Source organism: Devosia marina (genome assembly GCF_009758415.1).
Taxonomy (GTDB): domain Bacteria; phylum Pseudomonadota; class Alphaproteobacteria; order Rhizobiales; family Devosiaceae; genus Devosia; species Devosia marina.
On the sequence record NZ_WQRF01000002.1, the window covers coordinates 160,905 to 176,555 of the forward strand.

Consider the following 15,651-nt stretch of genomic DNA (forward strand, 5'->3'; position numbering starts at 1 on the left):
GCCGATCCGGGTTGCCCGCCGGTTACACCGCCTGGCGCGGGAAACTGAAATAGAACGAGCGCATGCGCCCCTCGCGCCTGGCTTTTTTCTCGTAGCGGGTGGGCTGCCAGCCGGGATAGGGCGTGTGCCAGCTTCCCGGGGCCTGGGGGGTGAAGATGAACAAGGGCTGGCGCAGGATATGGGCCAGGGTCCAATTGGCATAGTCCTCGATATCGGTGGCAAAATTAAAGACACCACCGGGCCGGATCACCCGGGCCAGCTGTTCGAGCGTGGTGGGTGAGACAAAGCGCCGTTTGTGATGGCGGGTCTTGGGCCAGGGATCGGGGTAGAGCAGATAGACCTCATCCACCGAGGCCTCGGGCAGGGCCATCAGCAGCTTGAGCGCGTCATCGGTAAAGAGGCGCACATTTTCGAGATCATTGGAGTCGATGGCCTGCACCATCTTGCCGATGCCGCCGGTAAAAACCTCGCAGCCGATAAAACCGGTGCCGGGCTGTTCGACGGCCTTGCGGGCCAGATGCTCGCCCCCGCCATAGCCGATCTCGATAGCGATCCGATCAGCCTCTGGAAACAGGGCGCGCGGATCGAGCTGTTTGGCCAGCGCGATTTCAAAACGGGGCAATATTTCGGCGACCTGCGCCTTTTGCCCGCCATGTAGCTTCTTGCCAGAGCGGCGGCCAAAAAAGGCGCGCGGTTCGCCGGAGCGGGTCTTGGGCAGTTCGTGATCGGTCATCGGGGCTCAGAGAAACAAGAAAAGGGCCTCCTCCCCGCTTTTGCGGAAAAGAGGCCCGTGGTCAATGCTAACAAAAGATCAGGCTATGGCGGCCTTGAGCGCCTTGACCAGGTCGGTCTTTTCCCAGGAGAAGCTGCCGTCGCGGCCGGCCTTGCGGCCGAAATGGCCATAGGCGGCGGTCTTGGCGTAGATGGGCTTGTTGAGATCGAGATGGGTGCGGATGCCGCGCGGGGTCAGGTCCATGACCTCGGCCAGTGCCTTTTCCAGCACCGCCTCGTCCACCTTGCCGGTGCCGTGCAGATCGACATAGATCGAGAGCGGCTTGGCCACGCCGATGGCATAGGAGAGCTGAATGGTGGCGCGATCGGCCAAGCCCGCGGCCACCACATTCTTGGCGAGGTAGCGCGCCGCGTAGGCCGCGGACCTATCCACCTTGGTGGGATCCTTGCCCGAGAAAGCGCCGCCACCATGGGGGGCTGCCCCACCATAGGTATCGACAATGATCTTGCGGCCGGTCAGGCCCGCATCGCCATCGGGACCGCCAACAACGAACTTGCCGGTGGGGTTGACGTGCCAGACGGTCTCGTCGCTGATCCAGCCCTCAGGCAGGGCCGCTCGGACAATCGGCTCGACGATGTTGCGCACATCCTCGGAGGTCAGGGTCTCGTCCAGGTGCTGGGTCGAAAGCACGATCTGGGTGACGCCGACCGGCTTGCCGTCGCGATACTGCACCGTCACCTGGCTCTTGGCGTCGGGGCCAAGCTTGCCGGCAGGACCGTGATTGGCCTTGCGAGCCTCGGTCAGCGAGGACAGGATCTTGTGCGCATAATAGATCGGGGCGGGCAGCAGTTCGGGGGTTTCGCGTGCCGCATAGCCGAACATGATGCCCTGATCGCCGGCGCCGACATCCTTGTTGCCGGCCTCGTCAACACCTACGGCGATGTCGGCGGACTGGCCATGGAGCAGCACATCGATGCGGCAGGTTTTCCAGTGGAAGCCGGACTGCTCATAGCCAATGGCGCGGATGGCCTTGCGGGCCGCCGATTTGAAGCGGGACGGATTGACCATAGGGGCGCCGGATGCGTCAGTGACGAACTGGCCATCCTTGCCCTTTTTCAGCAGGGTTTCGGGGACGCGCACTTCACCGGCGATAACCACGCGATTGGTGGTGGCCAGGGTTTCGCAGGCGATGCGGACCTGGGAGGGGTCCATGCCGGCCTTCTTGGCCTCCTTGAACACCAGATCGACGATTTCGTCAGAGATACGGTCGCATACCTTGTCGGGATGCCCCTCGGAAACGGATTCCGAGGTGAAAAGATAGTTGGATCGGGCCACGTTAAACCTCTTTGCGAGTGGCGAGGGCGCACGCGGGAGTGCGCGTCTCCGGCCGTTATGCCGGACACTTTCAGCCTCGTTATTCGCAGGTCCGGGCCGGGAAAGCAAGAGCGATATAAAGAAAGCTTTATATGGAAACATGGCTCCAAGCAGCAATTCTTGCCCTGCGGCGGCGCAAGCCTTCCCAGTGTGATGCCTTTTCTTGGCCACCGCTCTGTGCCAAGGAAGGACCGGTTACAGACAAGCGGATGACAATATGGCCATCAGAGTGCATCGCGGCGATTTGCCCAATCTTTCCAATTATGGCCGCGAGGTTGCGATCGACACCGAGACCATGGGGCTCAACCCGCATCGCGACCGGCTCTGCGTTGTGCAGCTCTCGCCGGGCGATGGCAGTGCCGATGTAGTGCAGATCCCCCAGGACGCAAGCGAAGCGCCGAACCTGGTCAAGCTGTTGACTGATCCGGGCGTGACCAAGATTTTCCATTATGCACGGTTCGACGTGGCCGTGCTGCAGAACCGCTTCGGGGTGGTGACCGGGCCGGTCTATTGCACCAAGATCGCGTCCAAGCTGGTGCGCACCTATACCGACCGGCATGGGCTGAAGGATCTGGTGCGCGAACTGTTGAGCGTGGATCTTTCCAAGCAGCAGCAAAGCTCAGATTGGGGGGGAGAAAAGCTGAGCGACGCGCAGCTCGATTATGCTGCCTCGGACGTGCTCTATCTGCACGATCTGAAACGGCATCTGGATCGCATGCTGGCGCGCGAGGGCCGCACCGAGATCGCCAAATCCTGCTTCGAGTTCCTGCCCACGCGTTGTGCCCTGGATCTGTTGGGCTGGGAAGAAACCGACATTTTTGCCCATAGCTGAGGCCGGGTCGGGAGCCATGTCTGCCGCCACTGCGCCACGCCGAATGTATGATCGCCTGGGGCGGCGCAACCGCATCGTGGCGATCCTGCGCCTGGGCGTGCCGCTCCTGGGCAGCATCGTTCTGGCGGGGCTGCTGGTGCAGATCTATGTTTCGAGTTTTACCGGGCGGTTCAATATCGAGCAGATCAGCGTGACACCTGATGCGGTCGTCATTGAGGCGCCCGAATATGTCGGCACGCTGAGTGACGGATCGTCCTACCGGGTCTGGGCGGAAACGGCGCGGGCGCGGGTGGAACAGAGCAATCTGGTGGATCTGAGCAATGCCATACTGGTTTTGAACCGCATCGACGGCGTGCAATTGACCATGGAAGCCGAAGAGGCCCAGCTCGATACCGCCGCGCAGCTCACCATGGTGCCGGGCGAGGCTGATGTCGCTGACAGCACGGGAACCACCGGCACGCTCAACGATTCAGTGTTTGACTGGGGCAACCAGCTGCTGACCAGCCGGGGCGCCGTGGCCATCGATTATGCGGATGGCTCGACTATCCGGGCCGATGGCCTAGTCTATGATGCGAGCACCATTATCTGGACTTTCCTGGGGTCGACCGTCACCCTGCCCTCGACGCCCGGCGAGACCGATTCCGGGGCCAGCGGAGAATGAAGGCCATGAAGCGGGCCCGCCTGATCGCCCTTACAACATTACTGCTGCTGGTGTCGCCAGCGCTAGCGCAGAACCGCGTCGAGATCACTGCCGACCGGACGGTGATGAATGACAGTGCGCGCGAGGTGACCTTTACCGGCGATGTGATCGTGATCCATCCCAATGTGACAGTCTGGGCGCCAAAGGTGGTGGCCACCTATGGCGAGGGCGGCACCACCGATATCAAGACCTTCGTGGCCACCGGCGGCAATGTGCGGCTCAAGACCAGCGAGCAGGACGCTACGGGTGAACATGCCGTCTATACGCCAGGCGACCAATTGCTGCGCCTGACCGGCAATGTGGTGGTCAACAATGCCAGCGGCACGGTCAATGCCACCGAACTGGTGGTGAACCTGGCCACCAATGTGTCGACCTTCACCAGCGGCGGCGGCGGGCGCGTGACCGGGGTGTTCACCTCGCAATGAGTGAGCCGCCCCGCCCCCGCATCGACCAGACCGGCTGGCTGGTGGCCCATGGCCTGGCCAAGAGCTTTGGCAAGCGCGAAGTGGTGCGCGACGTCTCGCTGGCAGTGCGCCGGGGCGAGGCGGTGGGCCTGCTGGGACCCAATGGGGCGGGCAAGACCACGGTCTTCACCATGATCATGGGGCTGGTCAAACCCAATGCCGGCAAAATCCTGCTCGACGGGCTGGACATTACTCGGCTGCCCCTGTTCCAGCGCGGCCAGCTCGGCATCGGCTATCTACCGCAGGAGCCCTCGATCTTTCGCGGGTTGACGGTGACCGGCAATATCATGGCGGTGCTGGAAAACACGGTGCGCGACAGGGCCGAGCGCAAGCGCCGGCTTGAGGCGCTGCTGGACGAGTTCTCCATCACTCATATCGCCAAGTCCAATGCGCTGGCGCTGTCGGGCGGCGAACGGCGGCGCGTGGAGATTGCCCGCGCCCTGGCCGCAGACCCCGGCTTCATGCTGCTCGACGAGCCCTTTGCCGGGGTCGATCCCATTGCGGTTGCCGAAGTCAAAGGGCTGGTGCGGCAATTGACGCAGCGCGGCATTGGCGTGTTGATTACCGACCATGCGGTGCGCGAGACGCTGGGGCTGGTCGACCGCGCCTATCTCATTCACGGTGGCAAGGTGATGATCCAGGGCAAGCCGGAAACCATTTCGGAGGACCCGGAAGCGCGGCGCGTCTATCTGGGCGAGAGTTTTTCGATCTAGGCATTGGCCCAGCCTCGTGCTTTGAGGTGTCTGGCACGAAACTTGCCGAGAAGACAGATTTGAGTCATGGTCCGGCCCGGAAGCAGCCGCGAGCGGCTGGAGAATGTTTTGCACGCAAGGGCCCGTAACGCATGGCGCTTTCGCCACGGCTGGAGTTTCGTCAGTCTCAAAGCCTGACGCTGACGCCACAATTGATGCAGTCGATCCGGCTGCTGCAGCTCAGCCATCTCGAACTCAATGATTTCGTCGATGCCGAACTCCTGCGCAATCCGATCCTGGAGCGCGAGGAGGGCGGGGACGATGCCGAGCCAGCCGAGGCGCCCGAAAAGCACACCGAGATGAGTGCCTATGAGGACACGGTGGCCCAGGGCGACCGCATCAAGGACGCCGACCAGATCGCCGAGGGCTACGATACGTCGGTGGACAATGTGTTTCCCGATGCCGGACAGGAACTGGGCCGGATTGCCGGGCCGGACCGCAATGGCAGCTTCGAAGGCGGCGAGGCGCCTGACCTCGACCAATATGTGGCCAGCCGGCCGCGCCTGTCCGACCATCTCGAGGCGCAGGCAAATATGGTGCTGCGCACAGCGGCCGACCGCTTGATTGCCCAGCATCTGATCGACGGAATCAACGAGGCCGGCTATCTGGTGGTGGAGCTCGACGCCATTGCCGACTTGCTGGGGGCCGAGCTGGCCGATGTGGAAGCGGTGCTCGACGCGCTGCAAGGCTGCGACCCAGTGGGGGTGTTTGCCCGCGATGTCGCCGAATGCCTCTCGATCCAGCTGCGCGAACGCGACCGACTCGACCCGATCATGCAAAAGCTGATCGACAACCTGCCGCTGCTGGCCGAACACAATATGCCTGCCCTGCTCAAGGCGGTGGGGTGCGACCGGGAAGACCTTGCCGACATGCTGGCCGAGATCAAGCTGCTTGATCCCAGGCCCGGGCTGGCCTTTGACAGCGGGCCGGTCGAGTCGGTGGTGCCCGATGTGTTCGTGCGTCCCGGACCCGATGGGGGCTGGCAGATCGAGCTCAACAGCGAGGTGTTGCCGCGCGTGCTGGTCAACCGGGTCTATTATGCCACGGTCTCGAAAAAGACCCGCGATGCGGCTGAAAAGACCTTCCTGGCCGATTGCCTGAGCACGGCCAACTGGCTGACCAAGAGCCTGGACCAGCGCGCGCAGACCATCACCAAGGTGGCAGCGGAAATTGTGCGCCAGCAGGACGGGTTCCTGGCCCATGGGGTGGCGCATCTGAAGCCCATGACGCTCAAGATGGTGGCCGAAACCATCGACATGCATGAATCCACGGTCAGCCGGGTGACCTCGAACAAATACATGGCCACGCCGCGGGGCCTGTATGAAATGAAGTATTTCTTCACCACGGCCATCGCCTCGGCGACAGGCGGGGGCGACCACTCGGCAGAAGCGGTGCGTCACCGCATCAAGCAACTCATTGATGCAGAACCGGCCAATGCCATCCTCTCGGACGATACGATCGCCGAAATGCTGCGCAAGGAACAGGGAATTGACGTGGCGCGCCGCACGGTCGCCAAATATCGTGAAGGGATGAACATCCCCTCCTCGGTGATCCGGCGCCGGCAAAAGAAGGAACTGGCGCGCATCGCCTGATCGGCGCCTCAAATCACCCGAGCGGAACGGTAAGTGGCAGGTTCATGGCTGTCACGCCTTTTGTTGGCAAATGCGCCTGTTGTTGCGCATGGACAGCGTGATTGGCCGGGTCTAGCATCCTAGCTGTCGGCACCCCATGTCTGGGTGGTCGGCAGACGCAGGTCCCGTGAAGCCGGGAGCGGCTTTTCGGAACTCTCGTGTCGAGCCATACGACCGAAAGGAAAAAGAGCCATGACCCTACGCGTTTCGGGAAAGAACATGGATGTTGGCGAGGCCCTGCGGGGCAAGGCGGAGGAGCATTTCGCCTCTGTCGTCGGAAAATATTTCGACGGCGGCTATGACGGCCATCTCACCCTCACACCGGACGGTATCGGTTTTCGCGCCGATTGCGTTGTGCACCTGGATTCGGGCGCAACGCTGCAGGCCAGTGCCCAGGCGGGCGATGCGACCAGCGCCTTCGAAGTCATGGCGCTCAACATTGAGAAGCGTCTGCGCCGCTACAACCGCAAGCTCAAGCAGCATCGCCGGGGCAATGGCGCCAATGGCATTGACGGGCTGACAGCGCAATACACCGTGTTCGGCTCGACCGACGAATATGACGAACTCGACGAGGATTTCGCACCAGCCGTAATCGCCGAAGCCACCAAGAATTTGCGCGAGATGAGCGTGGAGGAAGCGGTGATGGAGCTCGATTTCTCTGGACAACAGGTCGTGATGTTCCGCCATGCTGGACATGGCGGCCTGAATGTGGTCTACCGCCGCGCAGATGGTAATATTGGTTGGGTCGATCCGACCCTTAGCGCAAATTGACTGGCGCTTCCAAAGCCCGAACGCTTGGTAGATCCTAAGGCAGATTTATGGAATTGGCCGATATTCTGGCAAAGCACGCCGTGCTGACTTGCACCGGCGTGTCTGACAAGCGCCAGATCTTTGACATTCTTGCACAAAAGGCCGCAGAATTGACTGCTTTTCCTGCCAGCCAGATCCTTTCGACCCTGTTGGGCCGGGAGGAGCTCGGCTCGACGGGGCTCGGCAATGGCATCGCCATTCCGCACGGCAAGATCCAGGGCCTGAAGAGTGTGACCGCCGTTTTTGCGCGGCTCGACCAACCGATCGATTTCGATTCGGTGGATGACGAGCCGGTGGATCTGGTGGTGATGCTGCTGGCCCCGGTGGGCGCCGGCGCAGATCATCTGAAGGCCCTGTCGCGCTTTGCCCGCCTGCTGCGAACCGAAAACGTGACCGACCAATTGCGCCGCGAAACTGATCCGGCGCAGCTGCATGCGATCCTGACGGCGCCGCTGGAAGACACCTACGCAGCCTGAGCCGGGTACCGAAGAGACAATAAAACCCCCGCAGCCAAGCTGTGGGGGTTTTGCATTGTCCGAACGGGTGCGGGGCCGACGGCTAATGCAGGGTCGCGACCCCGATATTCTGGTCGCCGAGCCATTCGGCAACGGCTTCGGTGGTGTCGGCAACCATTAGTGGTGTGCCATCGGCTGACATCACCAATTGGTACTGGGTCGCGCCATCGAACTCGGCGTCCTCGATCAGGCCCGCAAGCAGGAGGCCGGAAACCGGTTTGACATAAGCGACGGCGTCCCCGCCCAGCGCTGCGAATTGCGCGCGCGTCAGGTCCTTGAGCGGGTTTGCGGCATCCATGGCCGCTTCGGAATTGCGCTTGTCCATCATTGTGTCGGCCCTTTCTTCTGTTTCCTCAAACTGAGCGAATGTCGATCTGTCGGGCGATCTTGGGCGCCGGTGGGCGCTCAAGTATAATAACGAGCATACCATGCCCCAGAGTTGCATCCTTCACATTCATGCCATCGGCAAGAAGAAAGGTGCGCTGGAACTGGCGGGTCGCGATCCCGCGATGCAGGAAGTCACGACCGGGTTCGTCCTTCTGGCGGCCGCGCACCTGCAACTGGTTGTCCTCCACGCTCACCTCGAGGTCGGATCGAGCAAATCCGGCCACGGCGATGGAGATGTGGAACCTCTCCGCTCCGTCCCCGCCCGTGGTGCGTTCGATATTGTAAGGAGGATAGCCCTCCGCTGACCGGGCCAGCCGGTCGATACGCTCCTCGAAACTGTCGAAGCCGAGGAGAAAGGGGGCGGAAAACACCGAGATACGCGACATCAAAAGCGTCCTTGAGCATCAAGCAACGTCTGGTGCGCGACCCTTAACTCTGGCATCGCGAACCTGCCAGAGATATGGGTCAGACGAGCAAAAGGTTCAAGTCATGTCCCAGACCGTCTCCATCATCACGCCGGCCTACAAGGCGCAGTCCACCCTGACCACCACGGTCAGAAGTGTCATCGAGCAGACCCACGCCGACTGGCAACACTGGATCGTGGCCGATGACGGTTTCGATTATGGCACTTTTCTGCATGAACAGGGGCTGAATGATCCCCGCCAGGTGTTTCTGACGAGCGGCGGGGTGGGGCGGGGCGCATCGGTGACGCGCAATGTGGCGCTCGAGAAGATCGACACCCCTTTTGCCGCCATTCTCGATGCCGATGACCGGCTGAAGCCGGGCAAGCTCGAACAGGCGGTGGATAAGCTCGACCGGCACGGCATCGTCACCACAGCGCTTGACGTGATGAGCGAGGATTTCCGGCATTTGCGTCATGTCGGCGCGGGCCCCGATCGGGTGCTGAGCCCCGGCGAACACAAATGGGTGAGCCTTTCAATGGACGCCATGGTGGTGTGGGACCGGCGGCGCGGTGACGGGCGGTTCGACCCCGAGATGAGCAACATGACCGATCTCGAATTTTTGCTGCAGCTCTATTCTAGCAATCCGCAGAGCTATCATCTGGGTACGCCGCTGCACGACTACATCAAGCGCGATGGCTCGATGAGCAATGCCAGAGACGTTACCGCGGGGATGATCGCGTCCAAGCGCGAAATCATCACCCGGCTGGAGGCAGGGCGGTATGGCTTGAGCGAAGCGGACGTTGCCGGACTGATCGGGTTTCTCAGTATCTCGATCATGGCCGAGGCGGCCTATGGTGCGGCCACGACGCTGCAGCCGGGGCTGTTGTTCGAGGATCACATCGAGCCGATGCTGAGCGCCCCGGCTTCATAAAAAATTCTTCTGTACCACCAAGAACCTTGGTCCGCCGCGCAACTGCGGAACTCTGTGACGTTCCGATGACAGTCATGGAGAGGTTCCCTTAAGACACGCCTGAGTACCAGCGGCGAGACAACTGGTTCGTGCTGGGAATCTAGAACCTATGATACCGAAGAATCTCTCGCTGTCGGGACGCATCTATGCGGCCTTTGGCATGCTTATCACGCTTATGGGCGCATTGCTGGCAATAGCCTTGCTGGGCGTCTTTGCTCTTAACGCAACGTTCAAAGGATATGCAGAGGCCACGGCGCAAGCCAGCCAGGCACAGGAAAATGCTGCCCATCTCGCCAGTGCAAGACTGGCTTTCGCGACCTATCAAAGCAGCCCCGGCCCGGAAAATGTTGCAGCGGTTCGCGCGCAATTGTCTTTGCTGCCCGAGAACGGCTCAGGCGAGTACCGCGATGCGGTAGCGTCCATGACCGAGATAGACGCTGCGGTGAAAGAACTGACGCTGACGATGCGCCAAAACGGTGTGGCCGCCGGCGACACGCTGGGCGCATTGATGTCCAAGATGTCGGAGGCCACAAGCATCAACGCCAAGGCAGCCGCGCTTGCGGGCCTGGCCATGCGCGACCTGCTGCTGGCGCGACTGGAAGCCGAAAACCTGCTGATGGGAGATTTGGCCGCTCAGGAGCGGGCAACTGCTTATACTGCCCAGACGCAGGAGGGCCTGATTGCGCTCAGGTCCACCTTCTACAAGCCCGATGACCTGGCCAGCGTTGACGCAGTCACCGAGACGCTCGAGGGGTTCACCAGCGCCGTCGTTGCGCTGAATGCGCGATTGCAGGAGCGCAACGGACTGGCCGAAGCTGCCCAGTCGATCGATGCGCGCCTTGCAGAACTTTATCGTGCCAACGCGCTGGCGGCCACGGACGAACAGCAGCGACTGGGGCGCCAGGGCGAAAGCCAGTCTACCACAATCTGGCTGACAGCATTGGTGGCGGGGCTTTGCGCGCTGATCTGCGGCGTTGCACTAAGTGTTTTCACCGCGCGCTGGCTGTCGCGCTCGGTTAGTGCGATTGCCACCAACCTGGACCGCCTGGCTGCAGGTGATTTTGCGGTGAGCATGGCCGGGACCGACAGGGACAACGAGCTGGGGCGTGTTGCCCGGGCTCTGGAGGTCTTTGGCGCGAACGGCCGCAGCCTGGCGCAGGCCATGGCGCGTGAACGCGAAGAGGCGCAGCAGACCGCAGCAATGGCCTCTCGCCGGGCGCATCTGCAGGCCGATTTGGAGCGGGTGGTTGCAGATGCCGTTGCCGGCCGGTTCGACCAAAGCCTGGCCTCCAGCTATGGAGATCCCGATCTTGATCGGCTGGCGGCGGGAGTCAACGCGCTTCTGGCTACCGTGGCGCAGGGACTCGCCGAGAATGGCAGCGTTCTTTCGGCACTTGCTGCCATGCAACTGGGAGCCAGGGTGGAAGGACAGTTCGCCGGCGCCTTCGGCCAATTACAGCAGGACACGAATCTGCTGGCCGAAACGCTGTCGGACACTATTTTCCGGCTCGCCGATGCCTCGGGATCTTTGCGCCGCGCCACCGACGAAATCTTCGAGGGCGCCAATAATCTGGCCAGCCGTACACACAACCAGGCCGGCATGATCGAGCGAACGGCCAAGGCGGTGGAAACGCTCAAGGGCGAAGTCGCGGCCAATACCCTTTTGGCCCAGGCCGCGGCGCAAAGCACTAGGGGGTCCGCCGATCTGGCCCGGGAAGGTTCGGACGCCATGAAGCGGCTCGAAACAGCCATGGCCGGCATCCGCAGGACTTCGGACGAGATCACTGCCGTCACCGGGCTGGTTGAGGATATGGCTTTTCAAACCAATCTGCTCGCCCTCAATGCTTCTGTCGAGGCGGCACGCGCGGGCGAAGCGGGCAAGGGGTTTGCAGTGGTGGCCGTAGAAGTTCGGCGCCTCGCCCAGTCAGCGGCGCAGGCCTCAGCAAACATCAAGGCGCTCGCGGCACAATCGGCAAATTCGGTCAATGACGGCTCTCACATTGCCGAGGAGGCGGCCAAGATGCTTGCTGCTATCCGTGAAGCGGTGGCGCGCGACAGCGGCCAAATGGACACCATTGCCGAGACGGCGCAGAGCCAGAGCACGGCAATCGCCACCATTGCCGATGCCATGGGCGTTATGGACGGCGATATCCAGCACAACGCGGCCTTGGTTGAGGAGTCCCATGCGGCCATTGACCAGACCCGAGCACAGGCCGAAGCCCTAGATGCCATAGTCACGGGCTTCACCCTTGGCGACGAAGGACCGAAGGACAAACGGGTCGCCTGAGCGAACAAGGGGCACTTCGGTTCGGGAGTCGCACTCGATGTTCCTGCAAGGGATCCACGCCACCGTGCATTGGCCGGGCCATGAGGAAAATAGCGCGCAAAGAAGGGCGGCCATGAATGACCGCCCTTGTTCAGTCCCGGATTCGAGACCGCAAAAATTACATCGCGTAGAGGGTGACGCTGGAGCCGCCGTCATCGGTGGCATCGAGGCCGACGATCTGGTCGAGCGCGAAACCCTGCGCCTGCACCGAGCGAAGCAGGAACCTGTTGTTCTGGATGGTCTGCTGCAGCGAGTCGGTGTCGACGTCGATGGCGAGGGAAGCCGCTTCGGCTGGGTTGACCTTGAGGACCGTGGCAGTCGTCGCATCCTCGAGGGCGTTGAAGCTGACATTGGCGTTGAACGGGCTGGCATTGGCGCCGGCGATGGAGGCGGTGAGCAGAGCGGCAATGGTGAGGGGCTTGATGAAACGCATGATATTAAATCCTTTTTCTGGCGCTCGCTGACTTGCGAACTCGGGGATAATTACGCTTGGCCCCCATCACCAGTTGCACGATTGTGCGAGAAAACCGAACAAGCTAGTGTGAATGGTTCGTTGAAACTATTTAATGCCCCGATACGTAGGCGCGATCCCTCTTGCGCCAGTCCTAGTTTGCCCTTATGAAGCGCCATCTCCGGACCGCCCGGCCAACAGGCATGCCGTGGCGGTCTTTGAATGCGATGGGCCTCAAATCCATCCAAGATACTCTAAAGGACCAAGCAAAATGCCCAAAATGAAGACCAAGTCCGGCGCCAAGAAGCGGTTCAGCTTCACCGCCACGGGCAAGGTGAAGTCCGGCGTTGCCGGCAAGCGCCACCGCCTGATCAGCCATAACGCAAAGTACATCCGCACCAACCGCGGCACCAAGATCCTGTCCAAGGGCGACGAGGGTCTGGTGAAGTGGTACATGCCGTACAACCGCTAAGCTGGAAGGACACTAAAGAATGGCACGCGTAAAAAGGGGCGTAACCGCCCACGCTCGTCACAAGAAGGTCTTGAAGGCCGCCGAGGGCTATTATGGCCGTCGTAAATCCACGATTCGTATTGCCAAGCAGGCCGTCGAAAAGGCCGGCCAGTACGCCTATCGCGATCGTCGCGTCAAGAAGCGCAATTTCCGGGCTCTCTGGATCCAGCGCATCAACGCCGCTGTACGCGACCACGGCCTGACCTATGGCCGATTTATCGACGGCCTCAGCAAGGCCGAGATTGCTGTTGACCGCAAGGTGCTGTCCGATCTCGCGATCACCCAGCCCGAAGCGTTCGCAGCCCTGGTCGTCAAGGCCAAGGAAGCGCTGGCATATCTGGAAAGCGTGGACACCGTTACCCACGCCCGCGTCACCGCTTAAATTCTCCCAGCTCTGCTGAGGCTGAAAATTGCGCCTTGCGCCGCCTTGAAGGGCTGGCGCAGGGCGTTTTGTTTTGGTCTAACCACCACTGATTTTTCATAGACCTCATGGTGGGCCCGTCGAGCCACGAGGTCGCGGGCACCCCGGTTACCGACCTCCCCCTTCGACAGGCTCAGGATGAGGTCTTGCGAGAGTTCAGCATGTCCCTGCAAACACAAATCGAAACCCTGCGCAGCGAATTGTCCACCGCCATAGCCGGCGCGAACAGTGAAGCGGCGCTCGAGACTGTGCGCGTTTCGGCGCTGGGCAAGAAAGGCAGTGTTTCGGCCCTGCTTGCGACGCTGGGTTCAATGGCACCCGACGAGCGCAAGACCGCCGGGCCGGCGATCAATGGGCTCAAGGGGGAAATTGCCGGGCTGATTGAAACGCGCAGCGCCGAGCTCAAGGCCGCCGCCCTCGAGGCGCGCCTGGCAGCCGAGACGGTCGATGTCACCCTGCCGCTCAAGCCCGCACCGACCGCGCGCGGCCGGATACATCCGATTTCCCAGACTATTGACGAGATCACCGCGATCTTTTCGGACATGGGTTTTTCCATCGCCGAAGGGCCCGATATCGAGACTGACTATTTCAATTTCACCGCGCTGAACTTCCCGGAAGGCCACCCGGCGCGCGAAATGCACGACACTTTCTTCATGAAGCCGGGGCCCGACGGGGTGAAGAAGGTTCTGCGCACCCACACCTCGCCGGTGCAGATGCGCGTGATGCAGAAAACCAATGAAAAGCCGGCAGCGAGTTACATCACCCCTGCCATGGACCCGCCGATCCGCGTGGTGATGCCCGGCCGCACTTATCGCAATGACAGTGACCAGACGCACACGCCGATGTTCCACCAGGTGGAGGGTCTCGTCATCGACAAATCGAGCCATATCGGCCAGTTGCGCTGGGTGCTGGAAGAGTTCTTGAAGGCCTTTTTCGAGGTGCCCAGCGTGACCTTGCGCTTCCGCCCGAGCTTTTTCCCGTTCACCGAACCCTCGATGGAGGTGGACGTGCAGTGCGACCGCTCGGGCTCCGAGGTGAAGATCGGCGAGGGCAATGACTGGCTCGAAATCCTCGGCTGCGGCATGGTGCACCCCAATGTCATCCGCAATGCCGGGCTCGATCCCGATGTCTATCAGGGCTTTGCCTGGGGCATCGGTATCGACCGCATCGCCATGCTGAAATATGGCATGCCAGATCTGCGGGCGTTTTTCGACGCGGACCAAAGGTGGCTGGCTCACTACGGGTTCCGCCCGCTGGACCTGCCGACGCTGTTCGGCGGGCTGTCCTCCTAAGCTTTGTTCCAATCCGAGATCGGGTGAAAAACGGTGTCGTCCAGCGCGACCAAACGCGAGCAGTTCAGGTTCAGCTTTGGAGATTCTCCGGAGCTGGCTGACGATCTGCTTGCTTTGGTGCTGGCGGGCAAGAAGACGGCCACATGCGGGGCGCTGCGCGATTATGCCCGGGGCGGCGAGCCCATGCCGGAGGTCGGACGGCGCGATATCGTGCTCAATGGCGCGGGCCAAGAGGCTTGCGTGATTGAGACTTTGTCGGTCGAGACAAAGCGTTTCGACGATGTCGACCCCAGCTTCACCGATCTTGAAGGCGAAGGCCCCTATGCCGAATGGCGGGCGGGGCATGAGGCCTTTTTTGCCCGCAATGGCGGCTTCGCGCCCGACATGCAGGTTGTATGTGAAACCTTCCGCCTCATGACCGTGCTGCCGGCGGGGCGCGACGTCTATAATCGCGTGGCGACGCCGATCTTCATTGTGACCGATATTGAGAGCGACGGGCCGACGCCGCTGCATAATTCCATGCTGAGCTTTGCCTCGGTGGCCATAGAAGCCGATGGTACGCGCCATGGGGAATTCGAAGCCGTGCTGACCCCGCGTCCCGACCGCAAGCAGAACGAGACCACCATGGCCTGGTGGGCGACCCAGCCCGAAGCCTGGAAGGCGGCAACGGAAAATGCCGAAGACCCGGCGCTGGTCATGCCGCGCTTTGCCGACTGGGTCGAGAGCCTGCCCGGCCCGAAAGTGTTCGTGGCCGCGCCGATGATTTTCGACGGGCTCTGGATGGACCATTATCTGGACGAGTATGCCGGCACGCGGGCGCTTTCGGGCCCGTTCAAGGGGCGGCAGATTTTTCGCGGCGGCGGCATCTGCCTTTATACCATGGCGGGCACCTTGCGCGGCGCGCCCTATCTTGATTGGGGCATGAGCAAGCTGCCAGCCGAATTCTACGGCCATGTGCCCCATACCCATAAGGCGATCGAAGACGCGCGGGGCTTTGCCAATGTGCTTGTCGAACTTCTCAAACTCTCTTCCACACTGCCGCCGATCAATGGCAGCAAGAGCGACTTCCGCTAAGGAC

17 protein-coding genes and 1 pseudogene are annotated in these 15,651 nt (G+C 61.6%); 13 read left to right on the forward strand and 5 right to left on the reverse strand.

Annotated features, from left to right (window positions below; all coding sequences use genetic code 11):
* Positions 1 to 22 precede the first annotated feature (22 nt).
* Together trmB and metK are read right to left on the reverse strand one after the other, a co-directional pair.
* Positions 23 to 733: a tRNA (guanosine(46)-N7)-methyltransferase TrmB gene (trmB, locus tag GO014_RS08495; protein ID WP_157289970.1), complete on the reverse strand. Its 711-nt coding sequence runs from the start codon at positions 731 to 733 to the stop codon at positions 23 to 25.
* Between the two features lie 78 nt (positions 734 to 811).
* Positions 812 to 2,068 (reverse strand): methionine adenosyltransferase, encoded by a 1,257-nt coding sequence (gene metK, locus GO014_RS08500; protein ID WP_343030869.1) that lies wholly within the window; start codon positions 2,066 to 2,068, stop codon positions 812 to 814.
* Positions 2,069 to 2,324: 256 nt separating this feature from the next.
* Here metK and GO014_RS08505 point away from each other — a divergent pair, with 256 nt between their 5' ends.
* The 7 genes and pseudogenes from GO014_RS08505 to GO014_RS08535 all read left to right on the forward strand — a co-directional run bounded on the left by GO014_RS08505 (position 2,325) and on the right by GO014_RS08535 (position 7,772).
* Positions 2,325 to 2,939, forward strand: a complete 615-nt coding sequence (locus GO014_RS08505; protein ID WP_116587697.1) for a ribonuclease D — start codon at positions 2,325 to 2,327, stop codon at positions 2,937 to 2,939.
* 16 nt (positions 2,940 to 2,955) lie between these two features.
* The gene (locus GO014_RS08510; protein ID WP_157289972.1) at positions 2,956 to 3,600 is read left to right on the forward strand and encodes a hypothetical protein; all 645 of its coding nucleotides are present in this window, start codon (positions 2,956 to 2,958) and stop codon (positions 3,598 to 3,600) included.
* 104 nt (positions 3,601 to 3,704) lie between these two features.
* Positions 3,705 to 3,944, forward strand: a pseudogene (locus tag GO014_RS19640) (LptA/OstA family protein); the annotation flags it as partial.
* Entirely contained in the window at positions 3,917 to 4,816 is a 900-nt protein-coding gene (gene lptB / locus GO014_RS08520; RefSeq protein ID WP_425482074.1) for an LPS export ABC transporter ATP-binding protein, read from the forward strand. The pseudogene GO014_RS19640 and the gene lptB, both read left to right, overlap by 28 nt.
* Before the next feature lie 131 nt (positions 4,817 to 4,947).
* Positions 4,948 to 6,447 carry an RNA polymerase factor sigma-54 gene (rpoN, locus tag GO014_RS08525; RefSeq protein WP_157289975.1) on the forward strand — a complete coding sequence of 500 codons (1,500 nt, stop codon included), beginning with the start codon at positions 4,948 to 4,950 and terminating at the stop codon, positions 6,445 to 6,447.
* A 231-nt stretch (positions 6,448 to 6,678) separates the two neighbouring features.
* Positions 6,679 to 7,257 carry a ribosome hibernation-promoting factor, HPF/YfiA family gene (hpf, locus tag GO014_RS08530; protein WP_157289976.1) on the forward strand — a complete coding sequence of 193 codons (579 nt, stop codon included), beginning with the start codon at positions 6,679 to 6,681 and terminating at the stop codon, positions 7,255 to 7,257.
* A 47-nt stretch (positions 7,258 to 7,304) separates the two neighbouring features.
* Positions 7,305 to 7,772, forward strand: coding sequence for a PTS sugar transporter subunit IIA (locus GO014_RS08535; RefSeq protein ID WP_157289977.1), 468 nt, complete (start codon positions 7,305 to 7,307; stop codon positions 7,770 to 7,772).
* An 82-nt stretch (positions 7,773 to 7,854) separates the two neighbouring features.
* On the opposite strand, the gene GO014_RS08540 is transcribed toward GO014_RS08535, so the two are convergent.
* Together GO014_RS08540 and GO014_RS08545 are read right to left on the reverse strand one after the other, a co-directional pair.
* The gene (locus GO014_RS08540; RefSeq protein WP_157955787.1) at positions 7,855 to 8,136 is read right to left on the reverse strand and encodes a DUF1150 family protein; all 282 of its coding nucleotides are present in this window, start codon (positions 8,134 to 8,136) and stop codon (positions 7,855 to 7,857) included.
* 28 nt (positions 8,137 to 8,164) lie between these two features.
* A complete protein-coding gene (locus tag GO014_RS08545; protein WP_157289979.1) occupies positions 8,165 to 8,584 on the reverse strand; it encodes an Hsp20 family protein in 420 nt (139 codons plus the stop codon).
* A 103-nt stretch (positions 8,585 to 8,687) separates the two neighbouring features.
* On the opposite strand from GO014_RS08545, the gene GO014_RS08550 reads away from it, so the two are divergent.
* Together GO014_RS08550 and GO014_RS08555 are read left to right on the forward strand one after the other, a co-directional pair.
* The gene (locus GO014_RS08550) at positions 8,688 to 9,533 is read left to right on the forward strand and encodes a glycosyltransferase family 2 protein (protein WP_157289980.1); all 846 of its coding nucleotides are present in this window, start codon (positions 8,688 to 8,690) and stop codon (positions 9,531 to 9,533) included.
* Positions 9,534 to 9,681: 148 nt separating this feature from the next.
* Complete coding sequence (locus GO014_RS08555) at positions 9,682 to 11,859, forward strand: methyl-accepting chemotaxis protein (RefSeq protein WP_157289981.1); 2,178 nt, start codon at positions 9,682 to 9,684, stop codon at positions 11,857 to 11,859.
* 157 nt (positions 11,860 to 12,016) lie between these two features.
* On the opposite strand, the gene GO014_RS08560 is transcribed toward GO014_RS08555, so the two are convergent.
* Positions 12,017 to 12,331 (reverse strand): hypothetical protein, encoded by a 315-nt coding sequence (locus GO014_RS08560; protein WP_116587687.1) that lies wholly within the window; start codon positions 12,329 to 12,331, stop codon positions 12,017 to 12,019.
* Positions 12,332 to 12,620: 289 nt separating this feature from the next.
* Here GO014_RS08560 and rpmI point away from each other — a divergent pair, with 289 nt between their 5' ends.
* The 4 genes from rpmI (at position 12,621) to GO014_RS19535 (ending at position 15,647) form a co-directional block, all read left to right on the forward strand.
* Positions 12,621 to 12,821: a 50S ribosomal protein L35 gene (rpmI, locus tag GO014_RS08565; RefSeq protein WP_104892577.1), complete on the forward strand. Its 201-nt coding sequence runs from the start codon at positions 12,621 to 12,623 to the stop codon at positions 12,819 to 12,821.
* A 19-nt stretch (positions 12,822 to 12,840) separates the two neighbouring features.
* Positions 12,841 to 13,242: a 50S ribosomal protein L20 gene (gene rplT / locus GO014_RS08570; RefSeq protein ID WP_116587686.1), complete on the forward strand. Its 402-nt coding sequence runs from the start codon at positions 12,841 to 12,843 to the stop codon at positions 13,240 to 13,242.
* Between the two features lie 200 nt (positions 13,243 to 13,442).
* Positions 13,443 to 14,573 (forward strand): phenylalanine--tRNA ligase subunit alpha, encoded by a 1,131-nt coding sequence (gene pheS / locus GO014_RS08575; RefSeq protein WP_157289982.1) that lies wholly within the window; start codon positions 13,443 to 13,445, stop codon positions 14,571 to 14,573.
* Positions 14,574 to 14,606: 33 nt separating this feature from the next.
* The gene (locus GO014_RS19535) at positions 14,607 to 15,647 is read left to right on the forward strand and encodes an ASCH domain-containing protein (protein WP_157289983.1); all 1,041 of its coding nucleotides are present in this window, start codon (positions 14,607 to 14,609) and stop codon (positions 15,645 to 15,647) included.
* Positions 15,648 to 15,651 lie beyond the last annotated feature (4 nt).

Excerpts from the sequence above, each read along its gene's own strand:
- GO014_RS08545 (WP_157289979.1), bottom strand. The coding sequence starts at position 8,584 with ATGTCGCGTATCTCGGTGTTTTCCGCCCCCTTTCTCCTCGGCTTCGAC.
- GO014_RS08550 (WP_157289980.1), top strand. The coding sequence starts at position 8,688 with ATGTCCCAGACCGTCTCCATCATCACGCCGGCCTACAAGGCGCAGTCC.
- GO014_RS08560 (WP_116587687.1), bottom strand. The coding sequence starts at position 12,331 with ATGCGTTTCATCAAGCCCCTCACCATTGCCGCTCTGCTCACCGCCTCC.
- GO014_RS08505 (WP_116587697.1), top strand. The coding sequence starts at position 2,325 with ATGGCCATCAGAGTGCATCGCGGCGATTTGCCCAATCTTTCCAATTAT.
- GO014_RS08555 (WP_157289981.1), top strand. The coding sequence starts at position 9,682 with ATGATACCGAAGAATCTCTCGCTGTCGGGACGCATCTATGCGGCCTTT.
- GO014_RS08510 (WP_157289972.1), top strand. The coding sequence starts at position 2,956 with ATGTCTGCCGCCACTGCGCCACGCCGAATGTATGATCGCCTGGGGCGG.
- GO014_RS08535 (WP_157289977.1), top strand. The coding sequence starts at position 7,305 with ATGGAATTGGCCGATATTCTGGCAAAGCACGCCGTGCTGACTTGCACC.
- hpf (WP_157289976.1), top strand. The coding sequence starts at position 6,679 with ATGACCCTACGCGTTTCGGGAAAGAACATGGATGTTGGCGAGGCCCTG.
- rplT (WP_116587686.1), top strand. The coding sequence starts at position 12,841 with ATGGCACGCGTAAAAAGGGGCGTAACCGCCCACGCTCGTCACAAGAAG.
- rpoN (WP_157289975.1), top strand. The coding sequence starts at position 4,948 with ATGGCGCTTTCGCCACGGCTGGAGTTTCGTCAGTCTCAAAGCCTGACG.
- GO014_RS08540 (WP_157955787.1), bottom strand. The coding sequence starts at position 8,136 with ATGGACAAGCGCAATTCCGAAGCGGCCATGGATGCCGCAAACCCGCTC.
- rpmI (WP_104892577.1), top strand. The coding sequence starts at position 12,621 with ATGCCCAAAATGAAGACCAAGTCCGGCGCCAAGAAGCGGTTCAGCTTC.
- pheS (WP_157289982.1), top strand. The coding sequence starts at position 13,443 with ATGTCCCTGCAAACACAAATCGAAACCCTGCGCAGCGAATTGTCCACC.
- trmB (WP_157289970.1), bottom strand. The coding sequence starts at position 733 with ATGACCGATCACGAACTGCCCAAGACCCGCTCCGGCGAACCGCGCGCC.